The 16,384-nt window shown below is 68.4% G+C and carries 14 protein-coding genes and 1 pseudogene; 10 read left to right on the top strand and 5 right to left on the bottom strand.

Annotated elements, in window-relative coordinates; all coding sequences use genetic code 11:
• The 5 genes and pseudogenes from QF777_00865 to QF777_00885 all read right to left on the bottom strand — a co-directional run bounded on the left by QF777_00865 (nucleotide 1) and on the right by QF777_00885 (nucleotide 4,165).
• Nucleotides 1–1,490: pseudogene (locus QF777_00865) on the bottom strand (beta-propeller domain-containing protein).
• Entirely contained in the window at nucleotides 1,469–2,062 is a 594-nt protein-coding gene (leuD, locus tag QF777_00870; protein MDP6910101.1) for a 3-isopropylmalate dehydratase small subunit, read from the bottom strand. The pseudogene QF777_00865 and the gene leuD overlap by 22 nt, the downstream one beginning before the upstream one ends.
• A gap of 25 nt (nucleotides 2,063–2,087) precedes the next feature.
• The gene (leuC, locus tag QF777_00875) at nucleotides 2,088–3,521 is read right to left on the bottom strand and encodes a 3-isopropylmalate dehydratase large subunit (protein MDP6910102.1); all 1,434 of its coding nucleotides are present in this window, start codon (nucleotides 3,519–3,521) and stop codon (nucleotides 2,088–2,090) included.
• An 86-nt stretch (nucleotides 3,522–3,607) separates the two neighbouring features.
• Nucleotides 3,608–3,820, bottom strand: a complete 213-nt coding sequence (locus tag QF777_00880; protein ID MDP6910103.1) for a hypothetical protein — start codon at nucleotides 3,818–3,820, stop codon at nucleotides 3,608–3,610.
• Between the two features lie 93 nt (nucleotides 3,821–3,913).
• Nucleotides 3,914–4,165: a hypothetical protein gene (locus tag QF777_00885; GenBank protein ID MDP6910104.1), complete on the bottom strand. Its 252-nt coding sequence runs from the start codon at nucleotides 4,163–4,165 to the stop codon at nucleotides 3,914–3,916.
• A 118-nt stretch (nucleotides 4,166–4,283) separates the two neighbouring features.
• Between QF777_00885 and lpdA the strand changes: the two genes are divergently transcribed.
• The 10 genes from lpdA (at nucleotide 4,284) to QF777_00935 (ending at nucleotide 16,370) form a co-directional block, all read left to right on the top strand.
• On the top strand, nucleotides 4,284–5,756 hold the full coding sequence (lpdA, locus tag QF777_00890) for a dihydrolipoyl dehydrogenase (protein MDP6910105.1): 1,473 nt from the start codon (nucleotides 4,284–4,286) through the stop codon (nucleotides 5,754–5,756).
• A 17-nt stretch (nucleotides 5,757–5,773) separates the two neighbouring features.
• Nucleotides 5,774–7,096, top strand: a complete 1,323-nt coding sequence (locus QF777_00895; protein MDP6910106.1) for a dihydrolipoamide acetyltransferase family protein — start codon at nucleotides 5,774–5,776, stop codon at nucleotides 7,094–7,096.
• Complete coding sequence (lipA, locus tag QF777_00900) at nucleotides 7,093–8,790, top strand: lipoyl synthase (GenBank protein ID MDP6910107.1); 1,698 nt, start codon at nucleotides 7,093–7,095, stop codon at nucleotides 8,788–8,790. Before QF777_00895 ends, lipA begins: the two co-directional genes overlap by 4 nt.
• Before the next feature lie 59 nt (nucleotides 8,791–8,849).
• Complete coding sequence (locus QF777_00905) at nucleotides 8,850–9,956, top strand: Xaa-Pro peptidase family protein (protein ID MDP6910108.1); 1,107 nt, start codon at nucleotides 8,850–8,852, stop codon at nucleotides 9,954–9,956.
• Nucleotides 9,957–9,978: 22 nt separating this feature from the next.
• A complete protein-coding gene (locus QF777_00910; protein ID MDP6910109.1) occupies nucleotides 9,979–10,827 on the top strand; it encodes a hypothetical protein in 849 nt (282 codons plus the stop codon).
• A gap of 52 nt (nucleotides 10,828–10,879) precedes the next feature.
• Nucleotides 10,880–11,470 carry a cob(I)yrinic acid a,c-diamide adenosyltransferase gene (locus QF777_00915; protein MDP6910110.1) on the top strand — a complete coding sequence of 197 codons (591 nt, stop codon included), beginning with the start codon at nucleotides 10,880–10,882 and terminating at the stop codon, nucleotides 11,468–11,470.
• Between the two features lie 33 nt (nucleotides 11,471–11,503).
• Nucleotides 11,504–12,988, top strand: coding sequence for a leucyl aminopeptidase (locus tag QF777_00920; protein MDP6910111.1), 1,485 nt, complete (start codon nucleotides 11,504–11,506; stop codon nucleotides 12,986–12,988).
• A gap of 22 nt (nucleotides 12,989–13,010) precedes the next feature.
• On the top strand, nucleotides 13,011–13,790 hold the full coding sequence (locus QF777_00925; protein ID MDP6910112.1) for a Sir2 family NAD-dependent protein deacetylase: 780 nt from the start codon (nucleotides 13,011–13,013) through the stop codon (nucleotides 13,788–13,790).
• Nucleotides 13,791–13,846: 56 nt separating this feature from the next.
• Nucleotides 13,847–15,022 (top strand): molybdopterin-synthase adenylyltransferase MoeB, encoded by a 1,176-nt coding sequence (moeB, locus tag QF777_00930; protein ID MDP6910113.1) that lies wholly within the window; start codon nucleotides 13,847–13,849, stop codon nucleotides 15,020–15,022.
• 67 nt (nucleotides 15,023–15,089) lie between these two features.
• A complete protein-coding gene (locus tag QF777_00935; protein ID MDP6910114.1) occupies nucleotides 15,090–16,370 on the top strand; it encodes a UDP-glucose/GDP-mannose dehydrogenase family protein in 1,281 nt (426 codons plus the stop codon).
• Nucleotides 16,371–16,384: the final 14 nt, after the last annotated feature.

Raw genomic sequence — 16,384 nt, forward strand, 5'->3', positions numbered from 1 at the left:
ACCACGTAGGCCACGTCGCCCACGTATCGCACGGCGAAGATCCGCTCGCCGCGACCCATGTCGCCCACCTGCCCGACCACTTCCAGCGCGCCATCGCGTCGGGCTAGGACCGACACCATTGACTCGGCGTCCTCGTCGAAGCGCCACGGGCCCCCGGTGGTCGAGGCCACCCGTAGGTGTCCGTCGTGTTCAGACATGGAGAACTGGTTCAGCAGGTGGCCGGGGACCTCGCCCGAGCCGGTGTAGGCGGCCTGCGTCGGACCGGAAACGTCGAACTGGTGGATGGCCGTGTCCCAGTTTCGATCCCACCAGGAACGCTGCTGGTCGTCGGCCAGCGCATCGGGATCCACCCAGGCGTTGGTCGACACGTAGAGGTGCTGGTTGCCGGAGTAGACGGTCGACCCCTCGGCCAGCACGGCGGTCGTGGCGGGTCGGGACAGCGGTTCGACCAGTGGAACGGTGAGTACCGACAGGGTCGAGAGGCCGGCGAAGGTGGTGGGACGCGACACGTCGGTGCACTCGTGCAGCGGCCCCTCGACCACCGTCCCGTCGGCCGACTCCAGGACGAAGTCGGGCATCCAGTCGGCCAGGGTGGTCTCGGCCACCACCTCCCGGTTGAAGCGGCGAGCCCGCTCCTCGCCGTTGGAGTTCTGCGGGTACACGAAGGGCAGTTCGTCGGGTGGTGTGGAGACGACCACTCGGGCCGAGCCGCCGACCACACGGGTGGACACGTGGTAGCCCTCGACGGTGAGCACGTTGGCGATCTTCAGGTCGGTCGGATCCGACAGGTCGACCTCGATGAGGCTGGTCAGCGATCGCCATCCCCCCTCGGGTACGAGGCTGGAGAAGGCCGGCCGTAGTTCGGGATCCCCGTCGACGTGCGTATCGGCGATGAGCAGGGCCCGATCGCCGGACAGGAGCATCTGGCGGCTCCAGTGGCCCTTGATGCGAAGGGAGTCGGTCAATGTCGCAGTGCCGCCTGCCACCGATACGTGGTGGAGTCGATCGTCCTCGATGACCAGGATCCGACGGCCGTCGGTCTTGATGAGGTCAGGTTCGTCGATGCCCAGTTCCTGAACGTTGGTACCCGAGTAGTCCTGCCCTTCGACGAGAGTCTCGTCGGCGGTCCGGGGGCTGAACGTCGCGGCCCCGTCACCCATCGAGTCTTCGGCCAGGGCCACCGCCTCCAGCATCACCGGGCCGCCGTACCGGCCCCCACTTAGGCCGTAGGGGCCGACCCGTTGCGCGGCCTCGGCCTGCAGATGGACCAGCAACTCGTCACACGCCGTGAAGGCAACGAGGCCGGCCGTCAACTCGGTGCCCGACACGTCGACCGCCCCGGTGGTTGTGGTGCGACCGCCGGACAGGCCGGGACCCTCGGGATCCTTTGCACACGCGCCGGCCAGCAGCACCATCATCAGGGGGGCCAGGACGGCGCCTAGGAGGCGCCCCGCGGGGTGTGGGTGGGTCACGCCGTAGTGGGCAGCCATGCCGGGCGAGTGGTCTCGTAGCCCTCGATGTCGGCTTCGTGGCGCAGAGAGATGCCGATGTCATCGAGTCCCTCGAGGAACCGCTCCCGGGTGGAGGGTTCCAGCGGAAACGAGCACGAGATCCCGGCATCCGGTGCTTCAAGCGTCAGAGCGGCCACGTCCACGGTGATGACCAGATCGGGGTCGGCCTCCACGGCGTCGAGTAGGGCGGCGCCCACCTCATCGGACACCTGGACCGGCACCAGGCCGTTCTTGGTGCAGTTGTTGCGGAAGATGTCGGCGAACCGGGGTGAGACCACGGCACCGAATCCGTACTGTTGGATGGCCCACACGGCGTGCTCGCGTGACGAGCCCGTCCCAAAGTTGGGGCCGGCCACCAGAACGGCGGCCTCGGAGTAGCGCTCGTCGTTCAACACGAAGTTCCGGTCGTCGCGCCATTCGGAGAACAGGCCCTTGTCGAAACCGGTGCGTTCCACCCGCTTGAGCCAGTCGCTGGGGATGATCTGGTCGGTATCCACATCGGAGCGACGCAGTGGCACCCCGGTACCCGAGACGATCTGTACAGCTTCCATGGTCGTGCTCCCTTCTTGTTCCGGGTCAGGCCAGGTCGGCCGGCGAGGCGAACGTGCCGGCGATGGCGGTGGCCGCGGCGACGGCCGGCGAGACCAGATGGGTGCGACCGCCCCGGCCCTGGCGGCCCTCGAAGTTGCGGTTGCTGGTGCTGGCACAGCGTTCGCCGGCCACCAACTTGTCGGGGTTCATGGCCAGGCACATCGAACAGCCGGGTTCCCGCCAGTCAAACCCGGCCTCGATGAACACCTCGGGCAGACCCTCCGCCTCGGCATGGTCCTTGACGACCCACGAGCCGGGCACCACCAGGGTTCGGATGCCGTCCTTCACCTTGCGGCCCCGGACCACCTCGGCGGCCGCACGGAGGTCCTCGATGCGGCTGTTGGTGCACGAGCCGATGAACACCGTGTCGACGGCCACGTCACGAATCGGCGTGCCGGCGGTGAGGCCCATGTAGTCGAGCGCTCGAGCCGCTGATTCCTGTTGACTGGGTTCGTCGAACGAGGACGGGTCGGGGACGTTGCCGTCCATACACATGACCTGGCCCGGGTTGGTTCCCCACGAGACCTGGGGGGTGATCTCGGCGCCATCGAGCACGATCTCATGGTCGAAGGTGGCGCCCTCGTCGGTGACCAGCGTTCGCCAGTCGGACACTGCGGCGTCCCAGGCGGCGCCCGTCGGGGCGTGGGGGCGACCGGCCAGGTACTCGAAGGTGGTGTCGTCGGGGGCGATCAGGCCGGCCTTGGCGCCCGCTTCGATGGACATGTTGCACACCGTCATCCGTCCCTCCATGGAGAGGTTCCGGATCACCTCGCCCCGGTACTCGATGACCGAACCGATGCCGCCGCCTGTGCCCAGTCGCCCGACGATGGCCAAGATCACATCCTTGGCCGTGGAGCCCTCAGGAAGCGTGCCGTTCACGGTCACCGCGAGGGTCCCCGGGCGTTGCTGGGGGAGGGTCTGGGTGGCCAGGACGTGTTCCACCTCGCTGGTGCCGATGCCAAAGGCCAGGGCACCGAATGCACCGTGGGTGCTGGTGTGGCTGTCGCCGCACACCACCGTCATGCCCGGCAGGGTGAGGCCCTTCTCGGGACCGATGACATGGACGATGCCCTGTCCGGGGTCGCCCATCGGGTAGTTCTTCACCCCGAACTCGTCGCAGTTGGCCCGTAGGGTCTCGATCTGGACACGGCTCACCGGGTCGGCGATGGGCTGGTCGATGTCTGCGGTGGGGACGTTGTGGTCCTCGGTGGCAACCGTCAACTCCGGGTGGCGGACCCGGCGTCCGGCCATGCGGAGCCCGTCGAAGGCCTGCGGGGAGGTGACCTCGTGGACCAGGTGTAGGTCGATGAACAGCAGGTCGGGCTGGCCGCCGGTGGCCCGAACGACATGGCGGTCCCAGACTTTTTGGCTGAGGGTCCTCGGTTCGCTGAGGGTTCTGGTGCTGTCGGAACCGGGCATGGTTGCTCCTGGGCATGCCCGGCGCGTCGGCCGGGCGAGATCGGGTCCGTTCAGGATACGGGTGGTTGGGTTGCAGGTGTCGGAGGTCAGGTGTCGCGGGAACGAGCCCGGTCGATCAGGTTGAGGGCATCCTGCACGTCAAGTTCGCTGACGTCGGTTACCAGTGACCCGCCGGCGCTAATGGCCACTGCCGCCGGGTGGCCCACGATCCCGAACCGGAGGTGCACCTCGCCGTCGTCGGCGATGTTGGGAAATCCGGTGATACCCCACTCGGCGACCGTCTCCGTCGCCAAGTCCATTCGGTCAGCGGGAATGGTGGAGACGCCGATGACGGTGACGCCCGGAATGGTGCTCAGTTCGACGACCGCCGAACTCTCCCTTCGACACGTCACTCACGTGGGTGTCCAGAACCAGAACAGGACGTCTTGGCCGGCCACGCTGGTTCCATCGAACAGCTCGCCGCCTACCAGGGTGGCCGTGAACTCCAGCTCGACTGGAATCTCGTACGGCACGGGTTCTGACTCGGACGCCCGAGACGGCTCCGAGACCGCCCCGACCTCGGCGACTTGCGTGTCGTGGGATCCGGATGTGCAGGCGGCAGCGAGGAGGGTCAGGGCCACGAAGATGCCGACATCTCGTCTCACGCTGCGACCCTAGGCGGGGTACCGTCGCTGCCATGAGCACGAGGATGCTGATCATCTCTGCACTCTTGTGTGGCATGGCCCTCCTGGTGGCCTTCACCGTGCAGGTGGTGGTGGCCCGGTGACCCGACCCATGGTTCTGGGCCTCGGTGGGTCGTCGCTGGTTCAGCACGATCTCGTTGTCATCGGTGGTGGCCCGGCGGGCTACGCGGCGGCCCTGTACGGCGCAGCTGCCGGCCTCGACGTCGGCCTGGTCGAGGAACACCTGCTGGGTGGCACCTGCCTTCACGTCGGGTGCATTCCGGCCAAGGAACTGCTGGAGACGGCCTCCGTGCTGCGAACCGTCCGCGACGCTGCCACCTTCGGGGTGGGCATCCCCGGGGCTGGTGAACACGAACCGGTTGTCGACCTGGCAGTGAGCCAGGTCCGCAAGCAGAAGGTCATCGATGGGTTGGCCAAGGGAGTGGCGTCGCTCCTAAAAGGCCGGGATGTCACCGTCTATGACGGAACCGGTCGATTGAGTGCCGCCCACGTCGTGTCCATCGACCACGGTGAGGGCGACCCCACCCTGGTGGTGGCTGAGCACATCGTGCTGGCCACCGGGTCGTCGCCCCGCACCATCCCCGGCTTCGAAATCGACGGCACCCTGGTGGTGACCAGCGACGAGCTGCTGTCCATCGACCGGGTGCCCGCCCGGGTGGCTGTCATCGGCGGCGGGGCCATCGGCTGTGAATTTGCTTCGATGCTCTCGGACTACGGGTCGGACGTCACGCTGCTGGAGGCTGCCCCGGAGATCTTGGTGGGATGCGATGCCGACGTGGCCACAGCCATCCGTCGGTCCTTCCGTCGGCGCAAGATCGACGTCCACGTCGGGACAGCGGTGCACGGCCACCGGCCGACGGACAACGGAGCCACCGTCGTGAGCCACGGGCCGATCGATTCCGACGATGAGTCGGTCGATTTGGAGGTGGACTTGGTAGTGGTCTCGGTGGGTCGTCGGCCACGCGGAGACTCCGCGGGCCTGGTCGGCACCAGGGTCGTCGTCGACGAGCGCGGTTTCGTGGAGGTGGACGATCGACTTCGCACCGGGGAGCCCGGCGTCTATGCGGTGGGTGACGTGGTGGCCACGCCGCAGCTGGCCCATGTGGGCTTCGCCGAGGGCATGTTCGTGGTGGGCGACCTGCTGGGCGAATCACCGAAGCCCATCGACCCGTCTACCGTGCCGTGGTGCATCTACACCCACCCGGAGGTGGCATTCGCCGGGCTGACCGAAGCCGGGGCGATCGCCGCCGGCCACGACGTGGTGGTGAGCAGCCACCGGTACGTCTCCAACGGCCGGGCCTTGATCGTGGGTGAGACCGAGGGTCTGGTGAAGGTGGTGGCCGAGAAGGACGCCGACGGCCGGGCGGGACGGATCCTGGGCGTCCACATGGTCGGACCATGGGTCACCGAGCAACTCGGACAGGGCTATCTGGCCGTCAACTGGGAGGCCACGGTCGACGAGGTGGCGACCTTCATCCAACCCCACCCGACCCTCAGCGAACTCTTCGGCGAGACGGTGCTGTCGCTGACCGGCCGCGCCCTTCACGGCTGATCAGCGGATCGATCGACATGGCCGACGTCTTCCTTCCGCAACTCGGTGAGACGATCACCGAGGGGACCATTACCCGCTGGTTCGTGGGCGTCGGTGACTCGGTGGCCGTCGACCAGCCTCTGTACGAGGTTTCCACCGACAAGGTCGACTCGGAGGTGCCGTCCCCGCTGGCTGGTGTGCTGGCCGAAATCGTGGCCGGCGAGGGAGCGCTTGTCGCCGTCGGAGCGCTCCTCTGCCGTGTCGATCCCGCTGGCTCCACCGCTGCTGCACCCGGGACGGTTTCGGACGTCGCCACTGGCCCGGCCGCTGCGTCTTCCCCAATGACATCGACCGAACCGGTGTCGTCGTCGGTGTCGTCTTCGGGATCGTCGACAGCTGACATCGGTGGTGGACTTGGCGGGGGTGTCGCGCCGCCTGGGTCGACCGGGGTGGGGGCATCGGGGTCAGGCGGGAGCCGGGGGTCTGGAGGCAGTCGTGGGAGCGGACTGCTATTGAGTCCGGTGGTGCGGAGGTTGTTGTCCGAGCATGGGGTGGATCCGGTCCGGGTGACGGGGACGGGGGTGGCCGGGCGCATCACCCGGGCTGACGTAGAGAGGTTCCTTCGGGACAACCCCGGCCGGGCCGAGCCGTTTGACGGGATCCGTCGGGCCACGGCGCGCCACATGGTGGCGTCCAAGGCCACGTCGCCCCATGTGCTCACCGCCATGGAGGTCGACTACACGGCGGTCGACGTCGTCCGGCTGGCCGAAAAGGACGCGTGGCGTACCGCCGAGGGCACCAGCCTCACCTACCTGCCGTTCATCGTGTCGGCCCTATGTGGAGCCCTGGCCGAATTTCCGCGACTCAACGCCTCGGTGGGGGACGACGAACTCATCGTGCACGGCACCGTCAACCTCGCGGTGGCCGTCGATCTGGACTTTGAGGGGTTGGTGGCACCGGTGGTACGGGGTGTGGACGAGCGATCCATCCAGGACGTGGCACGCGCCATCGTCGACGTGGCCACACGGGCCCGTAGCCGGTCGTTGGTCCCTGACGACCTGGCCGGCGGGACGTTCACGGTGACCAACCCCGGGCAGTACGGCACGCTGTTCCAGTTCCCGATCATCAACCAACCTCAGGTGGCCATCCTCTCGACGGACGGCATCGCCCGACGCCCCGCGGTGGTCGTCGACGATGACGGGCACGAGTCGATCGAAGCCCGATCGATGGGTGTGCTGGCCCTTGCCTGGGACCACCGGGCATTTGACGGGGCCTACGCGGCGGCCTTCCTCCGGTCAATGAAGCAGACCCTGGAGGGAGCCGACTGGGCCGCTCGATGGGCGGTCGGCGCCGACCGGTGACCACCACCAGGCCGTTTCGCGTCCGCTGGCTGGGACGGGTCCGCTACCGCGATGCGCTGGCCCTTCAACAGCGGATCCATGCCGAGGAACCAACTACACCCCAGGACCACCTGCTCCTGCTGGAACACCACGCCGTCTACACGCTCGGCCTGCGGGCCACCCTCGACCACCTTTTGGCTCCGGCAAACGAGATCGACGCCGAGGTGGTGCAGGCCGACCGGGGCGGCGACATCACCTACCACGGACCCGGCCAACTGGTCGGCTACCCGATGCTCCACCTGGCGGGCAAGCGGGGAGGTGGGATGGCCGACACCGCGGCGTACGTGGCGTCCGTGGAGGAGGTGGTCATGGCGGTGTGTCGTGATCTGGGCCTGACCGACGTGGGTCGTCTCGACCGCTACCCGGGGGTGTGGGTGGAGCCCGCCGGACCTCGGCCCCGCAAGGTGGCGGCCATTGGCGTGAAGCTCACCCGGAGTCGGACCATGCACGGCTTCGCCCTGAACGTGGCGCCCGACTTGACCCACTTCGATCGGATGGTGCCGTGTGGAATCACCGAGTTTGGGGTCACCTCCCTGGCTGCCGAGGGAATCGACGTGACCATGGCCGAGGTGGTGGACCGAGTGGCGGCTCGGGCGATCGAGCAGTGGGCGGCGGGCCCGGTCGATCGGGCCGACGTGGCGTGGCGTCGCTTCGCCGGGAAACCCGTAGATGGAGAGGCCGTCAAGGGTGAACGAGATGGGGATCTCAGTCCGTTCAGTCGAGGGGCGGGGCCCGGTGAAATCCCAGCTCCGGCCGGCGGAGGGGTGGGCCGCAAGCCTTCGTGGATGCGGGTGCCGTTGGATGTCGGCCCCGGCTACCGACGTCTGAAGTCGTTGATACGCGACCAGGGACTGACCACGGTATGCGAGGAGGCGGGCTGCCCGAATATCTCCGAGTGCTGGAACGACGGCACGGCCACCTTCATGATCAACGGTGAACGTTGCACTCGGGCCTGCGGCTTCTGCCTCGTCGACACCCGAAGGCCCGACGCGCCCGATCCCGACGAGCCGCGTCGGGTGGCCGAGGCGGTCGTCGAGATGGGGCTGGCCCACGCGGTGGTCACTGCGGTGGCCCGTGACGACCTGGCTGACCACGGGGCCAGCGCCTTTGTGGCCACCATCGAGGCCATCCGCGGAGCCAGTCCGTCGACGGCCGTAGAGGTCTTGATCCCCGACTGTCGGGGTGACGTCGAGGCGCTCTCGAAAATCTTCGACGCCCGGCCCGACGTGTTGAACCACAACGTGGAGACCGTGGCTCGCTTGCAGAGGACCGTCCGCCCGTCGGCGTCGTACGCCCGGAGCCTCTCGGTTCTGGCCCGGGCCGGAGCCTCCGGCCTGACCACCAAGTCGTCGATCATGGTGGGGATCGGCGAGACCGACGAGGAGGTCGACGGGTGCCTGGCCGACCTAGCCGCCGTGGGATGTGACATCGTGACCATTGGGCAGTACCTGCGGCCGACCACCACCCACCTGCCCGTCGACCGGTGGGTCGAGCCCGGCGCATTCGACCGCTGGAGCGAGGTGGGAGTGGCGCTGGGCATCGGTCACGTGGAGGCCGGCCCGCTCACCCGGTCCAGCTACCACGCACGGCAGGCGGCCCAGGCGACACGGGCGGCGGGTGGACCGGTTCCCGTGGCCCTGTCGGTCGGACGCTGATCGCTTGGTGAACGGGGCCGACGGGCGCTGCCCCCGATCTCGCCCCATAACCTGACCGAGTGTTCCAGCAGCGCCTCGCCCAGGTCCGGGCCTCCATGGTTGACCGGGGAGTCGACGTCCTCCTCCTGTCCGTGGGCGCCGACCTGCCGTACTTCTGTGGGTACGAGGCCATGCCCTTGGAGCGCCTCACCATGCTGGTGGTGCCCCGTGACGGCGACGCCACCCTCGTCGTACCCCACCTCGAGGCGCCCCGGGTCGTGGAGCGGCCCGAAGTGTTCGACATGGTCACGTGGCGTGACGGCGAGGACCCGGTCGCCCTGGTGGCCGACCGTCTGGCCGGCGCCGGCACGGCCGCGGTGGGTGACCAGATGTGGGCCGGCTTCGCCGTGGACCTGCTGGCCGCCTGCCCCGACCTGCAACTAGGTAGGGCGTCGGAGGTAACGGCGCCCATACGGATGGTCAAGGACGCCGCTGAGATCGACGCCCTGCGCAACGCAGCGGCTGCCGTCGACCGGATCCTGGCCGACGTCCAGGCCGGCAAGATGCCCCTCGTGGGGCGGACCGAAGCCGATGTGGCCGCCCAGATCGCCCGCCAAATCATTGACGAGGGCCACCAGCGGGTGAATTTCACCATCGTGGCGGCGGGCCCCAACGCGGCCAGCCCGCACCACGAGGCGGGTGAGCGGGTCATCCGCGTCGGTGAATCGGTCCTGTTCGACATTGGCGGGACGATGGCCGGGCCCGACGGGGTGGGCTACTGCTCCGACATCACCCGCTGCGTCCACGTTGGACCGCCGGCCAGCGGGTTCGCCGAGTTGTACGAGGTGCTGCACGCCTCCCATGCAGCGGGCGTAGCCGCAGCCACGGTGGGCACGCCGTGCGCCGAAGTCGACGCTGCGGCCCGGAAGGTCATTGACGACGCCGGGTACGGCGAGTTCTTCGTGCACCGCACCGGCCACGGCATCGGGGTCGAGGCCCACGAGCATCCCAACATGGTGGCGGGCAACGACCTGCCCCTGGCTCCCGGCCACGCCTTCTCGGTCGAGCCGGGGATCTACGTGCCCGGTGTGTGGGGCGCTCGCCTTGAGGACATCGTCGTGGCCACCGAAGACGGCCCGGATCCGCTCAACCGGATCGACCACGGGCTGGCCGTGGTCGACGGTTGACGGTCACCAGCACGGCTGTCCGGTGATCGACCTCGACGCGGCCAGCGTGCTGCTGCAGTGGGCCACCGGCGGACTGTTCTTCCTTTGGGTGACCGGGCGACGCCGCGAGGTGGGCATCGGCTACGGCTGGACGATGCGCATCACCTTCGGGTTGATGGCCGCCGGATCGGTGGTTGTGGGGCTACTGCTCGATCCGCAGCCGGTGCGGGAGGTGGCGGGCGCCGGGGTGGTACTGGCCACCACGGTGGCCATGGTCATCTCGGTGGTGCGTCGACATGCCGGCGTGTCCGGCCAGCGTGGCCTCGAGGAGCGCCGGACAGCCCGGGTGGCCGAGATGACCGGGATCGACCGGGATGCCCGAGCGTTCGACGACGGCCCCGAGTTTCCACCGCACCTCGATCTTGTGGCGCCGTTGGTCGGGTTGGTCGGCCTGGTGGCGGCCGGCCTGGCTGCTGGTGATCCGGCCGCCCTGTCGGTGGCCCGGATGCTGGTGGGGGCCGTGTTCCTCGGCGCGGTGAGCGACGCCATGCTCCTCGGCCACTGGTACCTGGTGCAGCCCGGCCTGGCCCGCGGGCCGTTGATCGAACTGGTCTGGTGGACGGGTCTGGCATGGCCCTTCGAGCTGGCCGTCCTGCTGTGGCCGACCGGCATGGTTTCGGTGTTGAACGGGACCATCGCCGACGGATACAACGGCCTCCTGGGATGGTTCTGGGTGGCGTCGACGGTGGGAACGTTGGCCCTCGTGGTGGCCACCCGGGCTGCCCTGCGGGAGCGCCAGTACGCGGCGGTCATGGCGGCCACCGGGCTGTTGTACCTGGCCATCCTCACCGCCTTTGGCATGGACCTGGTGGCACGGGCTGCCCTCTCCTGAGGTGCCGCATTTCTTCTGGGGAAACGACACGACCGGTAGGATTCGCGACCTGATGACCGAAACACGCGTGTACACCCGGCAAGGCGACGACGGCACGACAGGCCTGTTGTACGGCGGGCGGGTGGCCAAGAACTCTTCGGCTCCCATGGCCTACGGCGACGTAGACGAGGCCCAGGCGGCCATCGGGCTGGCCCGGGCGGCCTCCGGCCCCGAGATGGACGCCATCCTCGTCGGCCTGGAGCGGGACCTCTGGCTGGTCATGGCCGAACTGGCCTGCAATCCCGAGAAGATCGCCCAACTGGGCGAGTCGGGATCGCGACCCACTCCGGACATGGTCACAGCGTTGGAAGAACTCATTGACGACGTGTCGGATCGGTTCGAACCGCCGACCGAGTTCGTGGCGCCCGGCGAGGACGAGGTGTCGGCCCGACTCGACGTGGCCCGCACGGTGTGTCGCCGTGCCGAACGCTCGGCCCTGTCGGCCAGCGTCGAGGGGTCGTCGGTAGTGCCGTACCTCAACCGCCTCTCCGACCTCCTGTGGACTCTGGCCCGGTGGCACGAGGCCGACAGCGCGGCGGGCGGTTCGCTCACTGTCCGCTCCATTGAAGGCCGTTCGATTGAGGGTCGCTCCACGCCCGACTGATACTCGTCCCGATCCGATTCCCCGAGGAAGACCATGACCGTCACGTTCACGCCCCCCCAGTTCTCTACGGCCCGTCGCGCTCCCGCTCGGGCCGAGGTGGTGGCCCACGGAATAACCATCGAACGGCTGGCCGATGGAGACCCGCTACCGTCCGGCCTCGATCGAGCGGACCTGGGTCGTCTCGGTTTCGAGGCCAAGGCCGGGCAGGTCCAGGTCGTGCCGTCCGACGGCCGCCTAGTAGCTGCCGTGGGCCTCGGCGTCACCGACGAACTGGGCACGAACGGGCTCCGACGGGCAGCTGCCGCGCTGGGTCGTGCCGCACGGACTCGTCGATCACTGGCCACCGACCTGGCGTCGGTGGTGGCCACCACTGGCGAGCTGACCGAGGCTGACGGCGTTGCCGCGGTGGTCGAGGGTCTGACCTTGGCCCTTTACCGGTTCGGCTACCGATCGGCCGACGACAAGGGACCGGTATCGGACCGACTCGCCCGGGTGTCACTCGTGGGAAGCACTGCGGCGGGCGTGAAGACGTCGATAGAACAGGCCGAAGCGGTTGTCGGAGGCGTGGTGCTGGCCCGCGACCTGGTCAACGAACCGGGTGGCAGCCTGACGGCGCCGAAGTTCGCCAATCGGGTGCGACGCATGGCCCGCGACCGGGGGCTGACCGTCAAGGTGTTAGACGAGGCGGCCATTCGTCGCGCACGCCTCGGAGGCCTGCTCGGGGTGAACCGCGGCTCCACTCATCCGCCCCGTTTCGTCGAGCTCACCTACACCCCCAAGGGCCGACCAAAGGGCACCCTGGCCCTGGTCGGCAAGGGGCTCACCTTCGACGCCGGCGGGCTGTCCATCAAGTCCGGTCAAGGAATGATGGACATGAAGATGGACATGGGTGGTGCAGCCGCGGTGGTGGGTGCCATGTCGGCCCTGCCGACGGTAGCCCCCCGGTGCCGGGTCCGGGCCTACCTCCCGATGACCGACAACATGCTGGGTGGGGATGCCACCCGACCGGGCGACGTCCTGACCATCCGAAACGGCAAAACCATCGAGGTGCTCAACACGGACGCCGAGGGCCGTCTCGTGCTGGCCGACGCACTGTCGATGGCTTCAGAAGCGAAGCCCGACGCCATTGTCGACCTGGCCACACTCACCGGTGCCTGCATGGTGGCCCTCGGTCCGAGGATCGCCGGATTGATGGGTCGCGGTGATGGCTTTCTCGAACAGGTCGAGGCGGCGTCGTCCAAGACCGGCGAACGAGTGTGGCGCCTGCCTCTTCCCGACGACTACCGCCGCATGGTGGACTCCCCGGTCGCCGACATGAAAAACATCGGCGGACCGTACGGCGGGGCGATCACCGCCGGGCTCATCCTCGGCGAGTTCGTGGCCGAGGGCATCGACTGGGCGCATCTAGACATTGCCGGCCCGGCGTTCACCGACGCCGACGATGCCGAGGTGGTCCGGGGTGGCACCGGTTTCGGTGTGCGCCTGTTGGTCGACCTAGCCAAGTCCTTCACGGCCTGACCTGATCGAAGAGGATCTGCCGATGACGGATGCGTCCGAGGGGCCCGGGAAAGAGACGATCGATGCGGCGTCGCTGGTCGCCGCAGCGGGATCGGTGGCCGTGCTCACCGGAGCGGGCATCTCGACGGACAGCGGTATTCCAGACTTCCGGGGACCGCAGGGCGTGTGGACCCTGAACCCCGAGGCCGAACGGGCATCGAACATCGACGTGTACCTGGCCGACCCTGAGGTCCGGAAGGCCAACTGGCGGGTCATGGCCGGCGGGATGTGGGACGGGGTGGAACCGAACGTCGGGCATCGCGCGCTGGTCGACTTTGATCGGCGGGGTGGGTTGCACACGCTGGTGACCCAGAACGTGGACGGCCTCCACCTCATGGCCGGGACCGACCCGGAGCGCATTGTCGAGGTCCACGGGACGGTTCGACGGTCGATGTGCCTGGAGTGCGGCGTGCAGGACGACATCGAGGTGGTCCTGGAGCGCGTTCGCTCCGGCGAAGAGGACCCCCGGTGCCCGAGGGGGTTCTGTGGCGGCCTGTTGAAGCGGGCCACCGTGAGCTTCGGCCAGGCGCTTTTCGAGGGCGACCTGGACCGGTCGCTGGCCGCGGCGGCCGACGCCGACCTCCTGTTGGCCGTGGGATCGACGCTGGCCGTCGGTCCGGTGAACCTGATGGTTCCGACGGCCGTACAGGCCGGTCGGGCGGTGGTCGTGGTGAACGGTTCGCCGACCGACATGGACGATCTGGCCGAAGTGGTGGTCCGGGGGTCGATCAGCGAACTGCTGCCGACCATCCTCGGTTCATGACGCGATCGGCGAACCGTCCGGTGGTCGAATCCCGACCAGATCGGTAGGATTTTGGTATGGCCACCTTTCGAGATCTCCTGCGGGACGCTAAGTCCCGGATCACCGAGACCGACCCGGCGGGCGCCGAGGCGTTGCTGGCAGCCGGACACCTCCTCCTCGACGTCCGCGAGCCCGACGAGTTCGAGCAGGGGGCGGTTCCCGGCTCGGTCCACATCCCGCGGGGCAACCTCGAGGCCAGCATCGAGAGTCGGGTCGACGACCGGGACCAGCCACTCGTTGTCATGTGTGCCGGCGGGGTCCGCTCGGCGTTCGCCGCCGACACCCTCCAGCAGCTGGGCTACACCAACGTGGTCTCCATGGACGGCGGCTTCAACCGTTGGAAGGACGAGGGTCGCGACTGGCGCACCCCGCGGACCTTGAGCCCCGACCAGCGCAACCGCTACCAGCGCCACGTGCTCCTGCCCGAGGTGGGCGAGGAGGGCCAGCTGAAGTTGTTGGACGCCAGCGTCCTACTGCTGGGGGCCGGCGGTCTGGGCTCCCCGGCCGCCCTGTACCTGGCGGCCGCCGGGGTGGGACGGATCGGCATTGTCGACATGGACGTGGTCGACGAGTCGAATCTCCAACGCCAGATACTCCACAACCTGGATCGGATCGGCGAACGCAAGGTCGACTCGGCCAAGAAGACCCTCACCGCGATCAACCCGGACGTCGACGTCGTCACCTACGACGTTCGCCTCGGCGCCGACAACATCATGGACATCCTCGCCGGATACGACGTGGTGATCGACGGAGCCGACAACTTCCCTAGCCGCTACCTGCTCAACGACGCCTCGGTGAAGCTCGGCGTGCCGGTGGTGCACGGTTCCATCTTCCGCTTCGAGGGCCAGGTCACGGTGTTCGATCCCCGGGATGGGGTCACCTACCGGGACATGCTCCCCGAGCCGCCCCCAGCCGAGTTCGCCCCGAGCTGTGCCGAGGCCGGAGTGCTGGGCGTGCTGCCGGGCATCGTCGGCTCGATCCAGGCGCTGGAGGCCATCAAGTTGATCCTCGGCCTGGGCGAGGGCCTGTCCGGACGCCTGGTGGCCTTCGACGCCATGGACATGTCGTTCCGGGAGTACCGCCTGCAAAGGGACCCGTCCCTCGAGGTGACCTGGGAGAACCGGGACCGCATCGAGATCACTGAACTGGACGGCCTCTGCATGCCGAAGGTGACTACCCCGCACGAAGGCTGACCTGCTTCTGGAGCGTCGGGCAACCGGCGCGTCGGGGTTGGCTCCAGGTGCTGCGAGACTTGCCCCGATGACCTCGATAGCCATCATCGGGACCGGCTATGTCGGGCTGACCAGCGGCGCGTGTTTCGCCCGTCTGGGGCACGACGTGGCGTGTGTCGACGTCGATGCCGACAAGGTGGCCCGGTTGTCGGCCGGAGACGTTCCGATCGTGGAGGAAGGCCTGGACGCCCTGGTGGCAGAGGGACTTGGGTCCGGTCGGTTGAGATTCACCACTGATGTGGCCGAAGGGGTCGCTGATCGTGCGGTGGTCTTTCTCTGCGTCCCCACGCCCCATTCGCCCGACGGGTCGGTCGACCTGTCCTACGTCGAAGCAGCAGCATCGTCTCTGGGGCCGCTGCTGACGTCGGGGGCCGTGGTCGTAAACAAGTCGACCGTGCCGGTAGGGACGACCCGGGTGGTCAAGCGGCTCCTGGATCGCGATGACGTCACGGTGGCCTCCAACCCAGAGTTCTTGCGTGAGGGGAGCGCAGTGGCTGACTTCATGGGGCCAGATCGGATCGTGGTCGGCGCCGATGACGAGCGGTCATGTGAGGTGGTTCGCTCCCTCTACGACGACGTCGACGCCCCGGTGGTGCTCACCGACCCGGCGTCGGCTGAGACCATCAAGTACGCGGCCAACGCCTTTCTCGTCACCAAGCTCTCGTTCGCCAACGCCATCGCTGCGGTCTGCGAGGGGGTGGGCGCCGACATCGACGACGTGGTCCTCGGGCTCGGGTACGACGCCCGGATCGGAGCCAGTCACCTCCGACCCGGCCCCGGCTGGGGCGGCAGCTGCTTTCCCAAGGATTCCCGTGCCCTCATCCACCAGGCCGGGCAGGCCGGCTACGACTTCCGGTTCCTGGACAGTGCCCTCGAGGTGAACCTCCAGCAGTTCGAACGGATGGTGGACAAGGTTCGGCGGGCCGTGGGCGGGGACCTGGAGGGTCGGACGGTGGCCGTCTGGGGCCTCACCTTCAAGGCGGGCACCGACGACCTCCGTGATTCTCCGGCCCTGGAGATCGTCGAGCGGCTGCTGGCTGGCGGGGCGAGACTGCGGGCCCATGATCCCACGGTGTCCGAGTGGCGGCCTCCGATTCCCGATGCCGTCGAACTGGTCGGCGACCCGGTGGCGGCCTGTCGGGATGCCGATGTGCTGGTCGTGCTCACCGAGTGGCCGTTATTCGCCTCGGTCGACCCGGTGGCAGTGGTCGACGTGATGGCCCGTCGGGCCGTGGTCGACACCCGCAACCTCCTCCAGCCCGGGCCGTGGCGCGAGTTGGGCTGCGGGTTCGAGGGCGTCGGCCGTTAGGCACATGGCCGACA

The organism is Acidimicrobiales bacterium, from assembly GCA_030747595.1.
Classification (GTDB): domain Bacteria; phylum Actinomycetota; class Acidimicrobiia; order Acidimicrobiales; family MedAcidi-G1; genus UBA9410.